Below are 14,715 nucleotides of genomic sequence, written 5' to 3'. Positions count from 1 at the left end.
GTGCGAACCGACCGGCTGGTGGCCGTCCTCCTCCTGCTGCAACGACGCGAGCAGGTGACAGCGGCAGAGATCTCCCGGGAGCTGGAGGTCTCCGAGCGCACCGCCCGCCGCGACCTCGACGCCCTGGCCATGGCCGGGGTGCCCGTGTACTCCGTGCAGGGCCGAGGCGGCGGCTGGCGCCTGGTGGGCGGCGCCCGCACCGACCTGTCCGGGTTGACCGCGAGTGAGGCCCGCGCCCTGTTCCTGGTCGCCGGCCAGGCGTCGGCTGCGACGCCGGCCGTGAAAGCGGCTCTGCGCAAGCTCGTCCATGCCCTGCCGGAGCCCTTCCGGGTGCAGGCCGAGGCGGCGGCGTCGTCGTTGGTCATGGACCCGCAACGATGGGGATCGAGCCGGGTCGAGCGCCGGCCACCTCGCTTCCTCGACGAACTCCAGGACGCGGTGATCCGCGGCGTCCAGGTGCGGCTCGGCTACGTCGACCGCGGAGGCACCGAGACCGAGAGAACCGTCCACCCGCTGGGCATCGTCGCCAAGGGTCCGTCGTGGTACCTCGTCTCCGACACCGAGGCCGGCCGGCGGACCTTCCGGATCGACCGCGTGTCGTCCGTCGACCCGACCGACGATCCCGTGCACCGGCCCGAGGACTTCGACCTCGCCGGGAGCTGGCGCGAGATCGCCGACGAGGTCGACCGCAGACGAACACCGTTGGTGGTCCAGGCGGTCTGCGTTCCCCACGGGATCGGCATACTCCGGATGGGGCTCGGCGAGCGGCTCGAGGTGGGAGGTTCCACGCCCGACGGCCGCATCGAGGTCGTGATCCGCGGCCACGACGAGTACACGCTCGCCGGCGAGCTCGCCGGGCTGGTCGAATGGCTCGAGGTGACCGGCCCTCCGGGTGTGCGGGACCACCTGGCCTCGATCGGCGACGCGCTCGTCGAGCGATACGGCTGAGACCGGCACGAGCGCTTGTCGGCCGGTCCGCCCGCGAGCTCGGGAAGCACGGGACGACGTCCGGGAACGGTCACCGCGTGGCCCGGCATGACGGATGGCAGGATTCGCCGTATGGACGAAGGCGGATACTCGCTGCGGGCGGCGACGGCCGGTGACGCGGGCTTTCTCACCGACATGCTCGTGGCCGCCGTGAACTGGGATCCCTCCCGGGAGGCGGTCGGCCGCGACCGCGTCCTCGCGGACCACCGGACCGCTCACTACGTCGAGGGCTGGCCCCGGCCGGGCGATCTCGGAGTGGTCGCCGTCGAGGAGGGCGGGCGACCGGTCGGCGCGGCCTGGCTGCGGCTGTTCGGCCCCGACGACCCCGGCTACGGGTTCGTGTCCGGGGACGTCCCGGAGCTCTCGGTGGGCGTCCTGCCGTCGTGGCGGGGCAGGGGAGTCGGGCGCGCCCTGCTGGGCGAGGTCGCCCGCCGGGCGGCGGAACGCGGTCTCACCCGCATCTGCCTGAGCGTCGAGCGGGCCAACCGCGCGCGCCGCCTGTACGCCGCCGAAGGGTTCACGACCGTCGGATCGGGGCCGGACTCCGACACCATGGTCATGGTCCTCCCCGCAGGATGACACCGGCCGGGCCGCGACGGCGAGCTCGGGACGCCCGCCCCTTCCGGCCGGTGGCCACCGGCCCCTGACGGGTTCCGCCATGTCCCCGCGCCCCGGATCGGCTCTCCGGCGAGGCCGCGGAGGCGCCCGCCGGGCGGAACGGCGGCCCGGATCGGGACGCGGCGCGTTGCCAATATACCCCCCCTAGGTATATTGTGGGTGAATCGCCGGGAAGAGGCGCGAGCAGGGAGGCCGCGATGGCTGAGTCGAAGGGACCCGGTGGTCACACCGGACACCAGGAGCTTCACGGGCACGACCACGCCGGGCACGCCGGGCACGCGCGGAAGGCCACCTGGGCAGTGGCCGCGTCGGCGACCCTGCACTGCCTGACCGGGTGCGCCATCGGCGAGGTGCTCGGCATGGTGATCGGCACGGCCCTGGGGTGGGCGAACCTGCCCACCATCGTCCTGGCCGTCGTCCTGGCCTTCTTCTTCGGCTACGCCCTCACCCTGGTCGGGCTGCGCAGGGCGGGCGTCGACTGGCGCAAGGCCCTGCGGCTGGCACTGGCGGCCGACACCCTGTCCATCCTCGTCATGGAGATCGTCGACAACGGGGTGATGATCGCGGTCCCCGGTGCCATGGAGGCGGGCCTGACCTCCGGCCTGTTCTGGGGCGCCCTCGCCTTCGCCCTCCTGGTCGCCTTCCTGGTGACCACACCCGTCAACAAGTGGATCATCGGCCGGGGCAGGGGACACGCCGTCGTCCACGCCTACCACCACTGACGGGCACCCGGCGGGTGCCCGTCGGATCAGCCGTGCGCCCGGCCGGTGGCGGCGCCGAACCACCTCGGCAGGCGTTCGAGCAGGTCCCGCTGGTCCTCACCGGCCCACACCACATGACCGTCCGGCCGCAGCAGCACCGCGGGCACGTCCAGCTCCCCGGCGTCCCCGGCGACATCGGCGTCCCCGGCGACGTCGGCGACGTCGGCGATGTCGAGGACGTGGTCGACCCGATCCGCCCAGCCCTCCACCGAGAGCCGGCCGGTCCGGTCGAGCAGCAGCCCGCGGCCGGCGTGCATCAGCCCGTACAGGCGCCCCCGCTTCAGCCTCACGTCCCGCATCCGCCGGCCGAGCAGCTCGTGCCCCTCGCCGACGTCGTAGCGGACCCCGATCGCGACGATCTTCTCGATCAGGTGGCGGTTCACGTTCTCGAAGTCCATCAGTTCCGACAGCAGCCGGCGCACCGCCTGCGGTCCCGGCTCGGTGGACAGCAGCGTCATCTGCGCGCGGGTGTTGTCCAGCACGTCGGCGGCCACCGGGTGCCGTTCGGTGTGGTAGCTGTCCAGCAGTCCCTCCGGTGCCCAGCCGGCGACCTCTGCGGCCAGCTTCCAGCCCAGGTTGAAGGCGTCCTGGATGCCGAGGTTGAGTCCCTGCCCGCCGACCGGCGGGTGGACGTGCGCCGCGTCGCCGGCCAGCAGCACCCGGCCGCTCCGGTAGCGCTCGGCCTGCCGGGTGGCGTCACCGAAGCGGGAGAGCCAGCGCGGCGAGTGCGCGCCGAAGTCGGTGCTCGCGCAGGCCCGCAGCCGCCGTTTGAACTCCTCCAGGGTCGGCGGGACCGTACGGTCCTCGGCCACCCCCTCGGCGGGCACGACGACGCGGTACACCCCCTCCCCGAGGGGGCCGGCGCCGAACCGCAGCTGGGTCCTGCGGACCTCCGCGACGATCGCGCCGATCGTCGCCGGATCCTCGGTCATCTCCATCTCGCCCAGCAGTGTCTCGACCCGGGTGGGCTCGCCGGGGAAGCCGACGCCGAGCAGCCTGCGCACCGTGCTGCGGCCGCCGTCGCAGCCGACGAGGTAGCGCGAGCGCAACCGTGTGCCGTCGGCCAGCTCGACGGTCACCCCGTCCTCGTCCTGGCTCAGCCCGGCCAGTTCACGGCCGCGCCGGATCTCGGCGCCGGCCTCGGCCGCGTGCTCGGCCAGCAGCCGATCGGTGACGGTCTGCGGGATGCCGAGGACGTAGCCGTGCGCGGTGTCCAGCCGGTCGGGCGAGGACTTGGCCAGGCCCGCGAAGAAACCGCCGACCGGGTGCCGCCTGCCGTGCGCGAGGAAACGCTCCAGCAGGCCGCGCTGGTCCATCACCTCGATGCTGCGCACGTGCAGGCCGAGCGCGCGGACGTACCCGGGCGGCTCCGCCTCCTTCTCCAGCACGACCACGTGCACGCCGTGCAGCCGCAGCTCGCCGGCCAGCATCAGGCCGGTCGGCCCGGCACCGGCGATGATCACATCGATCATGAAAGTTCCCCGTTCGAGAAGGTCGCGTTCCGGCCGGTCGCCCCGCGCGGTTCCGCGGTGCGCACACCCCGCACCCGCGCGCCGGGGGTGGCCCATGGATCGGCCGACGAGAGATCACCTACGTCGGGGACCCCGGGTTCGCGCAGGTACCGGCCTCGGCCGACGATTCTGCAGCACGCCCCGGGCCTTGCCGCAAGCCCCCCGGTGCGCTATACGTTGAGAGTGGAGAGGAGTGAGCGACCTCCTCGTCCCCCGCCACCGGCCGGGTCGTTCCCGCCGGGATCCGGCACCGGCCGCCCGCGCACGATCACCGCGCTTCGCCGCGCCCTGCCCGGCATCGTCCAGCTCGCGGAGCGTGCGTCGCGGGCGCAGCGGGCGTCGCGGGCGCAGCGGGCGTCGCCCCCGGACGTAAATACGTTGGCGTCGCGGTCGCCGGGCGGGCTAGCGTTGCTCCCGTCATGGCCGGAAGGGCGCGTCCCGTCCGCGCCCGTGAGCCGACGGATGGGAGACGCGGGATGACCGCTCGGCTCGTCGCCCTCTGCTTCGATGCGAACGACCCGCTCCGTCTCGCCCGTTTCTGGGCCGGGGTCCTGGGCTGGGAGATGATCGACGACCCGCGCGACGGTGTCACGCTCCTGCCGAACGACGACACCGGGTTCCGGATCCGGTGCCTTCCGACGCGGGAGGAGAAGACCGGCCCGAACCGGATGCACTTCGACCTGACGAGCACGTCCCTGGAGGACCAGCGGCGGACGGTGGGCAGGGCGCTCGGACTCGGCGCGCGGCACATCGACGTCGGGCAGCTCCCGCAGGAGGGTCATGTGGTGCTCGCCGACCCCGAGGGCAACGAGTTCTGCGTCATCGAGCCGGGCAACGCGTTCCTCGCCGACTGCGGGTTCATCGGAGCGCTCGCGGGCGACGGTTCGCAGGAGGTCGGGTACTTCTGGAGCGAGGCGCTGGGCTGGCCGCTGGTCTGGGACCAGGACCAGGGGACCGCCGTCCGCTCGCCGCACGGCGGCCCGAAGGTCACGTGGGGCGGTCCGCCGGTGGCGCCGAAGACCGGGAGGAACCGGCTGCACTTCGACCTCGCTCCCCCGGCGGACGGTGACCAGCGGGCCGAGGTCGACCGTCTCGTCTCCCTCGGAGCGGCCCGGATCGACATCGACCGGCACGAGCCCGGCCAGGTCGCGATGGCCGACCCCGACGGCAACGAGTTCTGCGTGCTGACCCCCCGATAGGGTGCCGGCCCCCGAACAGGGTCACCGGAGGGTCCCCCGGCCGTCCGTCCGTCCGTCCCGTCCCGGCCCGGCACCCGCACCACCACGGCTGCGGAGGAGGTGGCGGTGCTTCACCCCCTCGTCACAGAGGGTCGCCGGCGAGCCTGCGCGCCATCTTCGCGGCCTCGACCCCGCCGTACTGCGAGCTGCGCCACTTCGGGTGGACCTCACCGCCCGGACGACGGGCGTAGAGGGTCACGCTCCTGCGGGCGACGGCGGGTCGTGCCGGGGTCTTTCGTCGGCTGTTCATGGCTTTTCTCCGGCTTGACGGCGTTTCAGTGATGTAGATGCCGAAGCCGGTCGATCGGTTCGCCATGCGCGCCGCCGAGATCCGGGAACCGGCGGCCGCCGGAGCCGTACCCCGTCGTACGGCCCGGCGGGCGCGTCAGGCCGAGGGGTTGAAGGGGATGGCCGCGGGCTTGGCGCGCGAGAGGAGGTCCGTGAACCTGCCGTCATTGATCTTGATGGTCGCGGAGCCGAAGTTGGCGCTCATCAGCCGGTCGCGCAGCGAGGTGCTGGGCCAGCCGTTCCAGTCCACCAGCGGGGGGTAGCGCCAGTTGTGGTAGTGGTTCTCCGGCGGCTCGTCGTTGCCGTTGGCGAGCCGGATGAAGTGCGTGGACACCCCGTCCTTGTGGTAGACGACCTTGGGGTGCGACCCGTCGAAACGCACCTGCGAGCGCGTGTAGGTCACGACGTTGCTGTGCTGCGTGGTCGAGACGTACTCCACCTGGCCGGACGCCTGGCTGACCCAGGAGATGACGTGCTCCCAGTCGTGGCGGTGGCCGCCGAGGCTGATGCCCGGCAGCGCCTGGTCCTTCTCGAAGTAGCTGGCGTACACGATGGCGCACCAGCCGTTGTTGCACTTGGAGCGGGCGTAGGTCTGCGAGTTGTCCAGGTCCGACCGGTCACGGCAGTTGCCGTTGACCGCGCCGGTCGGGTTCAGCCCCGTGGCGAGGGTCCCGTCCGGCCCGATGGCCGGGGTGGCGTAGCAGCCGTCGCCGTCGTAGTCGTAGGCCGGCGAGAACGACGTCTCGTACTGCCCGGCCGACTGGGGCAGGTTGCGCGGTGGGTCGGCATGGGCCGCCGACGCGGGGATCACGACCCCCAGGGCGGCGACGCCGAGCACGATCCCGAGCCGGGAACGCCTGTGCCTGAGGGGTGTGCGGGAGGACGTACTCCCCCCTGAGACGGTCACTGACTTCGATGCTCTCGCGGTGGACGTGAACGACGACAGCTTTCGCACTCTTCCGCCTTTTCGAAGGAATGGCTCATGACCTGACGGCGCGTCGGCACGGTGGGGACATCGCCGACATTCCCCACGTCGAAATGGGGACGCTTCACGCTTTTCCGGCACAACGGAATCACGGAAGCGACGCTTGATCAAGGTCCTTGAATCACATGGCGCGGACATGTATCGGCGACGGTCGACAGGTGAACCGGGGGTCAATGCTCATCCGGACGGACGCGGTCAGGCGTCGCGCCTGGTGATCGCCAGCATCGCCGCGAGAAGAAGGAGGGCGGCCTGACCGGCCAGGACGGCGACGGCCGAGAAGGGGCCGAAGGCACCGGAGCCGGGGACCCCGGCCAGCTGCTCCGCCAGCGACGACAGCGCCAGGGAGTCCACCAGGTCGTTCCAGGGGGCGGGCAGGAAGCGTTCGACACCCGCCGGGACCAGCAGCAGGGCGACCAGGGCGACGAGCGCCCCCGGCGTCGAACGCAGGAGCGTGGCCAGGCTCAGCCCCGTCACCGCGGCGACGGCACAGCAGACGCCCGCCGCCGGTATCTGGGTCAGGACGGCCGGTTCGGAGAGCGAGGCGCCGATCGGGCGCCCGCCCACCACCGCCTGCGCGGTCAGGTAGGTGGCGAACGCCAGCACCTGGCCCGCGACCGCGGCGACGGCGGCGACCACGACGGCCTTGGCCGCCACGACGATCCACGGGCGCCGGACCGTGGTCAGGGTCAGCCGGATCATGCCGGTGCCGTACTCGCCGGAGATGGCGAGCACCCCCAGCATGCCGAACAGGACCGGGGGGATGTCGGCGCTGAACGCGAGTCCCGTGCCGACGGGCTCGGCACCGGGCCCCTTGGTGTCGAAGTACTTCGAGATCGACAGGGCCGCGAAGCCGGTGAGCGCCAGGGCCGAGAGCGTGGAGGCCAGGACGTGGTAGGTGGATCGGAGGGAGCGCAGCTTGAGCCACTCCGACGCGACGGCGTCGATCATCGGGTCGTCTCCATGAAGGCCTCTTCCAGCGACGGCCTGCGCGTCGCGAGTTCGTGGACGGCGCAGCCGTTCGCCAGGGCGATGTCCCCGGTGGCGGCCGCGGACAGGCCGGTCACCAGCAGTTCTCCCCCGGCCCCAGGGACGGGGGCGGACACGGCGGGCGTGCCCTCTCCCGGCGCGCGGCGCACGGTCGCTCCCGCCGCCTCGAGCGCCGCGGCCAGGTGGTCGGCGTGAGGTGACCGGACCAGTACCTCGCCCTGGAAGCGGGCCAGCAGCGCCGCGGTCGTGGTGTCCTCGATGAGCCGGCCGCGGCCGATGATGACGAGCCGGTCGGCGGTGAGGGACATCTCGGTCATCAGATGGCTCGACAGCAGGACGGTCCGTCCCTCGGCCGCCAGGGATCTCAGCAGCGTCCTGAGCCAGCGGATGCCGTCGGGGTCGAGGCCGTTGACGGGCTCGTCGAGGACGAGGACCCCCGGGTCGCCGAGCAGTGCCGCCGCGATGCCGAGGCGCTGGCGCATCCCCTGGGAGAACCCGGCGATCCGCCTGCGCGCCACCCCGGTCAGGCCGACCTCCTCGAGGACCTGGACGACCCTGCGCCGCGGGATCCCGCCGGCGTACGCCAGCGCCCTGAGGTGGGCGAGCGCGCTGCGCCCGCCCTGCACCTCGGCGGCGTCGAGCATGGCGCCGACCTCGCGCATGGGGTCCCCCAGGTCGCGCCTGCGGACGCCGTTGATCAGGGCCGTGCCCGAGGTGGGCGCGTGAAGGCCGAGGATCATCCGCATGGTGGTGGACTTGCCCGCCCCGTTGTGCCCGAGGAAGCCCGTGACCTGCCCGGGGAGGACGTCGAACGTCAGGTTCGAGACCGCCCGCGTGGCGCCGTAGGTCTTCGTCAGCTCGATGACCTGGATCATTTTCCCACCCGGTGGATCCGTTCGGCCGGGCAGCGCGTGCCCGGCGCGGGCAGCGCCCCGGTCGTGAGGTAGGCGTGGACGTGCCGGCGCAGGCAGGTGTTGCCCGCCCAGGAGGCGTGGCCGTCGCCGTGCCACAGGACGTGCGCGGAGGGGATCTGCCCGGCCACGTGCCGCTGCCCGAGATGGTTGGTGTTGTTGTCCAGCTCCCCGATCGCGAACAGGATCGGCGGGACGTGCCCCACCCGCAGCGGGTGCGGCGCCCAGGACGCGCCCCCGGCGCGTCCCCAGCACCGTCCGAGCTCGTGGCGTCCCTCGATCCAGCCGAACCTCGGCGCGATCCGGCGGAGCCGGGCCTCGACGGTCTGGAACTCCTCGTACGTCGGGAGCTCGGGCATGAAGTCGTTGCACAGGGAGTCCCCGCCCACCGACGAGCCGCCCGGATCCGGCGCGAGCTCGGTCAGGAAGTTCGCGGCGTCGCCGTCGAGGGCCTTGCGGACGGCGGTCGCCAGCAGCGGCCACAGCGCCGGGTTCATGCCCTTGACCGCGCCCGCGTACAGCTGTCCCTTGTGCACCGTCCTGCCGGCCGACGCAGGCAGGGGCGCGCGGCGGGCCCGCGCGGCCAGCTCGTCCCAGGCCCTGCCCGCGTCCCTGCCGTGCAGGGCGCAGTCGCGGCGTCGGGCGCACCAGTCGCGGAAGAGGGTGAGGTGCCGCTCCTGGGTGAGCGCGTAGTTGCGCAGCCAGGGTTCGAGGCCGGGCTGGGTGTGGTCGGCGGTCCCGTCGAGGTACATCCGCTCCACCCGGTGCGGGAACAGCTCCAGGTAGGCCTGGGCGTAGACGGTCCCGTAGGAGTTGCCCGCGTAGCGGATCCGGTCCTGGCCGAGCGCGGCGCGCAGCGCGTCGAGGTCGTGCGCCACGTTCCACGACGTCAGCCCGTACCACGCCGACCTGACCGCCGTGCGGCAGCTCGCCTGATGGGCCGCGTTCCGGGCGGCGTGGGCGTCCCAGTCCCGCCTCGTCCGCGCCATGATCAGCCCGAAGTGGGAGGCCTCGGGCTCGGCGCAGCTCACCGCCCTGCCGCTCGCGGGCTCGGACATGCCGCGCGGATCGACGGCGATGACGTCGAAGCGGGTGCGCAGCTCCCTGAGCAGGATCGGCAGCTCGGCCGGGAGGTCCGGGTCGCCGGACGGCCTGAGCATCGACGTGCTGGTGCCGGGGCCGCCGAAGTTGACGATCAGCGGGCCGATGCTGTCGCCCGTCGCGGGCAGCTTGGCCACGTGCACCGAGGTCCTCGGCCCCGCCGGGTCGGCCCAGTTCACGGGGACCACCAGCTCCGCGCATCGCAGGCCGTCCCCGCAGTCCCTCCACAGGAGGTGGTACGCCCGCGCCGAGGCCACCGCGAGACCGCCGAGCGACGCGACCAGGCAGACGGCCAGGCACAGGGCGATGAGTGTGCGTCGGTTCATGCCGGCAACGATCCCGCCCGGCGACGGGCCCGCGCATCGGAGCCGGATCCGGTCCTGCCGGTCGGAGCGGGGTCGTACGGTACGGGCCGCGCGGCGGGAGGGTGGGACCGTGCTCCGACGGCTCGTGCTCCGATCCGCCCGCGGTCGCGGCCCGATACCGTCGGGACGTGAACCTGCTCGCCCGGCGGCCCCCGCGGTGGTCGCTCGTCCTGGCCGACGCCGTCGTCGCGGTGCCGCTCGCGCTGGCGTCCGCGACGGACCGGCCGGGCCTGAACGTGAGCACCGCCTCGGCGCTGGTGTGCCTGCTGCCGGTGGCGGTGCGGCGGGTGTGGCCGGTGCCCGCGTACTGCGGCGCGCTGCTGGCCGGTCCCGTGATGCTCGCGTCGCCGGTGAACCGGATGGCGGTGATCGCGGTGGTGGCGCTGGCCCTCTACCCGGTGTCGGTAGCCCTGCCGGTGCGGCGGTCGGCGATCGCCCTGGTGGCGGGACTGCTCGTCACCGGTGGTGTCCTGCTGGTCTCGGTGGCGAGCGCGCCGCCGCGGGTGGACGGCTGGCCCGACCCCGTCCTCATCGTCGGGACGGCCTGGCTCGTCGTGGGGGCGGGCTGGAGTCTCGGGTCGGCGGCGCGTACCCGCCGCGAGGCCGCCGCGCGCGAGGCCGGCAGGCGGGCCGAGCAGGCCGCGGCCGACGAGCGGCTGCGCATCGTGCGCGAGCTGCACGATGTCGTGGCCCATTCGCTGAGCGTGATCACGGTCAGGGCGGGGGTCGCGGCCAAGGTGCTGGACAGGCACCCGGAGGAGGGACGTGAGGCGTTGCGGGCCATCGAGGAGATCGGGCGCGGCTCGCTGGTGGAGATGCGCCGCTTCCTGGGCGTGCTGCGCTCACCCGGCGGCACGGCCGAGAGCGCCCCGTCGCCCGGCCTCGCCGACCTGCCGTCCCTGGCGCGGCGGGCGGCCGAGGCCGGTGTGCGGGTCGACCTCTCGGTGAGCGGGGCCGTGCCCGGCGGCATGGAGCCGTCCGTCTACCGCATCGTCCAGGAGGCGATCACCAACGTCGTCAGGCACGCCGCTCCGGCCCGGTGCCGGGCCACCGTGTCGGTCACCGGCGGGAGGGTGCGGATCTCCGTGGTCGACGACGGGCCCGGCCGGCGGGTGCCACCGGGCGGGACGGGCGGGCACGGCCTGGTGGGGATGCGCGAACGGGTCATGATGTACGGCGGCTCCTTCGAGGCCGGGCCCCTGCCGGAGGGCGGGTTCGGCGTGCACGCCTCGTGGGAGGTCTCGTGATCCGGGTGCTCGTCGCCGACGACCAGGCGCTGCTGCGCGGCAGCTTCCGCCTGCTGATCGACTCGGAGGACGACCTCGTCGTGGTCGGGGAGGCGGCCGACGGGCGGCAGGCGGTGTCGCTCGCGCGGACGCGGGCACCCGACGTGGTGCTCATGGACGTCAGGATGCCGGAGATGGACGGCATCACCGCGACCGGGCAGATCGCCGGGGACACCCGGGTGCTCATCCTGACCACGTTCGACCTCGACGAGTACGTCTACGCGGCGCTGCGGGCGGGCGCCAGCGGGTTCCTGCTCAAGGACGCGCCGCCGGACGACCTGCTGCGGGCGATCCGGGTGGTCGCGTCGGGCGAGACGCTGCTCGCGCCGAGCGTCACCACCCGGCTGATCGCGGAGTTCGTCCGGCGTCCGGCCCGGCAGGTCTTCCACGGGCTCGGCACGCTGACGGACCGGGAGCGCGAGGTGCTCACGCTCGTCGCGCAGGGATTGTCCAACGCCGAGCTCGGCGATCACCTGCGGTTGAGCCCGGGGACGGTGAAGACGCACATCGGCCGCCTGCTGTCCAAGCTGGGGGCCCGCGACCGCGCCCAGCTGGTCATCGCCGCCTACGAGGCGGGCCTGGTCACGCCGGGATAGGTCCCCTCACCGGACGGCGCGACGGCCGCCTTCCACTTGATCCACACGATTGGATTCATGATACTAGATTCATGAATCTAACTCGGTTGATGATCCTCGGCCTGATGGCGGCCCAGGGCCCGCTGCACGGTCACGAGATCAAGCGGATCGCCGCGTACACCGACGTGTCGGAGTGGGGCGGGGTCGGCGTCGGCGCCATCAACCGCGAGCTGCGGCAGGCCGACGAGGCCGGGCTGATCCGCCAGGTCGCGGTGGAGCAGGTCGGACGCAGGCCGGTGCGCACCGTGTACGAGATCACCGGCACCGGCCGCCGGGAGCTGGCGGCGTTGCGCGAGGCGGCGATCTGCGAGCTGCGCTTCGGCCCCGACGCGCTGGCGGTGGCCCTGCTGTTCGGCCGGGCGCAGGACCCGGCCGAGCTGGCCGGGCTGCTGGCCAGGCGCCGCGAGCAGCTGGCCTCCACGATCTCCGACCTCGAGGCCGAACGCGCCCAGCTTGTCCGGGAGGGCCGGATCGGCACGCTGGACGCGGCACTGTTCCGGCGCCAGGAGACACTGCTCCAGGCGGAGATCCGCTGGCTGGACGAGCACGCCCCCGCCATCACCACCGGCGGGGAGGAGCGGTGAGCGCCGTCGGGGCCACGGGCTGGATCGAGCTGACCGGCGTGCGCACGCACAACCTGCGCGGCGTGGACGTCAGGGTCCCCCACAACGCCATCACCGCGTTCACCGGCGTCAGCGGGAGCGGCAAGAGCTCGCTGGTCATCGACACCCTGCACGCCGAGGCGCAGCTGCGGTACGTGGAGGGCTTCGACCCCTACGTCCGCAAGTTCCTCACGCCGCGCGACCGGCCCCGCATCGACCGGGTCCGCGGTCTGACCGCGACCCTGGCCGTCGACCAGCGCAACGGCAACCGCAACCCGAACTCCACGCTCGGCACGCTGACCGGCGTGGAGTCCTACCTCGGCCTGGTCTTCGCCAGGCTGGCGCCACTGGCGACCGGGAGCACCTGGACGGGTCCGCTGCACCCCGCCCAGTTCGACCCCTGGACCCGCGACGGCATCTGCCCGGCGTGCGTCGGGGCACGCGAGGTCGTCACGGCCCGGCCGGAGCTCGTCGTACCGGAGCCGGGGCTGCCGCTGACGGAGGGCGCCTCCCCCTGGTTCGGCGGGAACCTGTCCGGTGAGGCCGCGTTCCTCCCCTCGCTGGCCGCGCACCACGGCACCGACCCGGCCCTGCCGTGGAACGAGCAGCCCGAGGAGTTCCGGCGGGCCGTCCTGTACGGCACGGCGGGCGCGACCGTCGACGTGACCGTCACCGGCACGAACGCGAAGAAGGGCAGCGAGTTCTCCTACCGGGCCAGGCGGGCACTGGACGGGGCGATCGCCGAGATCGAGAAGGCCTACGCGGCGGCCGCCACCGACGAGGCCAAGCGGCTCTACCACCCCTTCGTGGACAGGCGCCCGTGCCCGGCCTGCGAGGGCACCGGGCTCGGCACGATCGCGCGCACCGTGAGGCTGCGGCAGGAGACCTTCCGCGACGTGGTCCACAGCCAGGTGCGGCAGGTCCGCGCGTGGATCGACGCGGTCGAGACCGGCCTCAACGAGGCCCAGCGGGAGGTCGGCGCGGTCCTCATCCCCGAGCTGCGCGACCGGCTCGACCTGCTGATCCGCCTCGGCCTCGGGCACGTGGAACTGTGGCGGGGCGCGCCGACCCTGTCGGGGGGAGAACTGCAGCGGGCCCGGCTGTCGGCCCAGATCAGCACGGCGCTGACCGGCCTCACCTACGTCTTCGACGAGCCCGGCACCGGGCTGCACCCTGCCGACAAGAACCACCTGTTCGAGATCCTGCGGGGGCTGCGCGACGCCGGGAACACCGTCCTGCTCGTGGAGCACGACCCCGACCTGGTCGCCCGCGCCGACTGGGTCGTCGACCTGGGTCCCGGCGGCGGGCGCGACGGCGGGCGGCTGGTCGCCGCCGGGACGCCCGCCGCGATCGCCGCGCACCCGCGCTCGGTGACCGGCCGCTACCTGCGAGAGCCCCGCTACCTGCTGGAACGCGCCGGGCGGGCACCGGACGGCGACACCGGCTGGCTGACGTTGCACGACGCGTCCGCCCACAACGTCACGGCCGCCGAGATCCGCGTCCCGCTGAACCGGCTCACCTGCCTGACCGGCATCAGCGGCAGCGGCAAGAGCAGCCTGCTGAACCGGATCCTGGCCGACTCCGTGGCGGCCGGGCTGGCCGGCAGGCCGTTCACCACGGTGGGGAGGGTGTCGGGACTGGCCGCACTGCGCTGGGTCACCGTCGTGGACCAGACCCCGATCGGCCGGACCCCCCGGTCGAACCCGGCGACGTACACCAAGGCGTTCGACCTGATCCGCAGGCTCTTCGCGGACACGGACGCCGCCGCGAGCCGCGGGCTCGGCGACCCGTCGGTCTTCTCCTTCAACTCCCCCGGCGGCCGGTGCGAGCCCTGCCAGGGCCTCGGCCGGATCAGGCTCGACATGCACTTCCTCGGCGACACCTACCTCACCTGCCAAGCCTGCGACGGGCGCCGCTACACCCCGGAGGTCCTGGCGGTGACCTGTCACGGCCTCGCGATCGACGAGGTGCTGGGCCTCACGGTGGCCGAGGCCGCCCGGGTGTTCGACGGGCCGCAGACGCTGACGGCGCTGCTGGAGGCGATGGCCGGGATCGGGCTGGGCTACCTCGCCCTGGGCGAGAGCGGCACCGCCCTGTCCGGCGGCGAGGCCCAGCGGATCAAGCTCGCCAAGGCCACCCTGCGCGGCCGCCGGGGCGGCGAGCCGGGTCTCGTCGTCCTCGACGAGCCCGTCACCGGCCTGCACCCCGACGACGCGCAACGGCTGGTGCGGGGCCTGGACCTGCTCCTGGAACGCGGTCACACCGTCGTGATCGCCGAGCACGACGTCCACGCGGCGGCCGGCGCGGACTGGATCATCGACATGGGCCCGGGAGCCGGGAAGGCCGGTGGCCGGATCGTCGACGCGGGCACCCCCGCGCACGTCGCGTCCGGGGACGGGCCCACCGCGCCGTTCCTGCGGCGGCTCCTCACCTGACCCGC

14 protein-coding genes are annotated in these 14,715 nt (G+C 73.4%); 8 read left to right on the top strand and 6 right to left on the bottom strand.

Going from position 1 to position 14,715, the window contains the following annotated elements; genetic code table 11:
* The 3 genes from ACZ6RT_RS22850 (at position 1) to ACZ6RT_RS22840 (ending at position 2,327) form a co-directional block, all read left to right on the top strand.
* The gene (locus ACZ6RT_RS22850) at positions 1-948 is read left to right on the top strand and encodes a helix-turn-helix transcriptional regulator (protein WP_399191766.1); all 948 of its coding nucleotides are present in this window, start codon (positions 1-3) and stop codon (positions 946-948) included.
* 111 nt (positions 949-1,059) lie between these two features.
* Positions 1,060-1,566 (top strand): GNAT family N-acetyltransferase, encoded by a 507-nt coding sequence (locus ACZ6RT_RS22845; protein ID WP_399191768.1) that lies wholly within the window; start codon positions 1,060-1,062, stop codon positions 1,564-1,566.
* Positions 1,567-1,802: 236 nt separating this feature from the next.
* Positions 1,803-2,327, top strand: coding sequence for a DUF4396 domain-containing protein (locus ACZ6RT_RS22840; RefSeq protein WP_470155921.1), 525 nt, complete (start codon positions 1,803-1,805; stop codon positions 2,325-2,327).
* A gap of 26 nt (positions 2,328-2,353) precedes the next feature.
* Here ACZ6RT_RS22840 and rox read toward each other — a convergent pair whose 3' ends face one another.
* On the bottom strand, positions 2,354-3,838 hold the full coding sequence (gene rox / locus ACZ6RT_RS22835) for a rifampin monooxygenase (RefSeq protein WP_470155919.1): 1,485 nt from the start codon (positions 3,836-3,838) through the stop codon (positions 2,354-2,356).
* 515 nt (positions 3,839-4,353) lie between these two features.
* Between rox and ACZ6RT_RS22830 the strand changes: the two genes are divergently transcribed.
* Positions 4,354-5,076, top strand: a complete 723-nt coding sequence (locus tag ACZ6RT_RS22830) for a VOC family protein (RefSeq protein ID WP_470155918.1) — start codon at positions 4,354-4,356, stop codon at positions 5,074-5,076.
* 121 nt (positions 5,077-5,197) lie between these two features.
* On the opposite strand, the gene ACZ6RT_RS22825 is transcribed toward ACZ6RT_RS22830, so the two are convergent.
* The 5 genes from ACZ6RT_RS22825 to ACZ6RT_RS22805 form a co-directional block, all read right to left on the bottom strand.
* The gene (locus ACZ6RT_RS22825) at positions 5,198-5,365 is read right to left on the bottom strand and encodes a hypothetical protein (RefSeq protein WP_470155916.1); all 168 of its coding nucleotides are present in this window, start codon (positions 5,363-5,365) and stop codon (positions 5,198-5,200) included.
* A 135-nt stretch (positions 5,366-5,500) separates the two neighbouring features.
* On the bottom strand, positions 5,501-6,241 hold the full coding sequence (locus ACZ6RT_RS22820) for an NPP1 family protein (RefSeq protein ID WP_399191778.1): 741 nt from the start codon (positions 6,239-6,241) through the stop codon (positions 5,501-5,503).
* 342 nt (positions 6,242-6,583) lie between these two features.
* Entirely contained in the window at positions 6,584-7,336 is a 753-nt protein-coding gene (locus ACZ6RT_RS22815) for a hypothetical protein (RefSeq protein ID WP_470155914.1), read from the bottom strand.
* Positions 7,333-8,250 (bottom strand): ABC transporter ATP-binding protein, encoded by a 918-nt coding sequence (locus ACZ6RT_RS22810; protein ID WP_470155912.1) that lies wholly within the window; start codon positions 8,248-8,250, stop codon positions 7,333-7,335. The genes ACZ6RT_RS22815 and ACZ6RT_RS22810 overlap by 4 nt, the downstream gene beginning before the upstream one ends.
* Entirely contained in the window at positions 8,247-9,713 is a 1,467-nt protein-coding gene (locus ACZ6RT_RS22805; RefSeq protein ID WP_470155910.1) for an alpha/beta fold hydrolase, read from the bottom strand. Before ACZ6RT_RS22805 ends, ACZ6RT_RS22810 begins: the two co-directional genes overlap by 4 nt.
* Before the next feature lie 167 nt (positions 9,714-9,880).
* On the opposite strand from ACZ6RT_RS22805, the gene ACZ6RT_RS22800 reads away from it, so the two are divergent.
* The 4 genes from ACZ6RT_RS22800 to ACZ6RT_RS22785 all read left to right on the top strand — a co-directional run bounded on the left by ACZ6RT_RS22800 (position 9,881) and on the right by ACZ6RT_RS22785 (position 14,710).
* Entirely contained in the window at positions 9,881-10,999 is a 1,119-nt protein-coding gene (locus tag ACZ6RT_RS22800) for a sensor histidine kinase (RefSeq protein ID WP_399191786.1), read from the top strand.
* Positions 10,996-11,634, top strand: coding sequence for a response regulator (locus ACZ6RT_RS22795; RefSeq protein WP_470155908.1), 639 nt, complete (start codon positions 10,996-10,998; stop codon positions 11,632-11,634). The genes ACZ6RT_RS22800 and ACZ6RT_RS22795 overlap by 4 nt, the downstream gene beginning before the upstream one ends.
* A 71-nt stretch (positions 11,635-11,705) precedes the next feature.
* The gene (locus tag ACZ6RT_RS22790; protein WP_399191790.1) at positions 11,706-12,257 is read left to right on the top strand and encodes a PadR family transcriptional regulator; all 552 of its coding nucleotides are present in this window, start codon (positions 11,706-11,708) and stop codon (positions 12,255-12,257) included.
* A complete protein-coding gene (locus ACZ6RT_RS22785) occupies positions 12,254-14,710 on the top strand; it encodes an excinuclease ABC subunit UvrA (protein ID WP_470155905.1) in 2,457 nt (818 codons plus the stop codon). The genes ACZ6RT_RS22790 and ACZ6RT_RS22785 overlap by 4 nt, the downstream gene beginning before the upstream one ends.
* The last annotated feature ends 5 nt before the right edge of the window (positions 14,711-14,715 follow it).

The organism is Streptosporangium sp. NPDC050148, from assembly GCF_055586505.1.
Note: the sequence above shows the minus strand (reverse complement) of the source record. Positions and strands in the feature narration are given on the sequence as shown.

Excerpts from the sequence above, each read along its gene's own strand:
- ACZ6RT_RS22845 (WP_399191768.1), top strand. The coding sequence starts at position 1,060 with ATGGACGAAGGCGGATACTCGCTGCGGGCGGCGACGGCCGGTGACGCG.
- ACZ6RT_RS22840 (WP_470155921.1), top strand. The coding sequence starts at position 1,803 with ATGGCTGAGTCGAAGGGACCCGGTGGTCACACCGGACACCAGGAGCTT.
- rox (WP_470155919.1), bottom strand. The coding sequence starts at position 3,838 with ATGATCGATGTGATCATCGCCGGTGCCGGGCCGACCGGCCTGATGCTG.
- ACZ6RT_RS22830 (WP_470155918.1), top strand. The coding sequence starts at position 4,354 with ATGACCGCTCGGCTCGTCGCCCTCTGCTTCGATGCGAACGACCCGCTC.
- ACZ6RT_RS22825 (WP_470155916.1), bottom strand. The coding sequence starts at position 5,365 with ATGAACAGCCGACGAAAGACCCCGGCACGACCCGCCGTCGCCCGCAGG.
- ACZ6RT_RS22815 (WP_470155914.1), bottom strand. The coding sequence starts at position 7,336 with ATGATCGACGCCGTCGCGTCGGAGTGGCTCAAGCTGCGCTCCCTCCGA.
- ACZ6RT_RS22810 (WP_470155912.1), bottom strand. The coding sequence starts at position 8,250 with ATGATCCAGGTCATCGAGCTGACGAAGACCTACGGCGCCACGCGGGCG.
- ACZ6RT_RS22805 (WP_470155910.1), bottom strand. The coding sequence starts at position 9,713 with ATGAACCGACGCACACTCATCGCCCTGTGCCTGGCCGTCTGCCTGGTC.
- ACZ6RT_RS22790 (WP_399191790.1), top strand. The coding sequence starts at position 11,706 with ATGAATCTAACTCGGTTGATGATCCTCGGCCTGATGGCGGCCCAGGGC.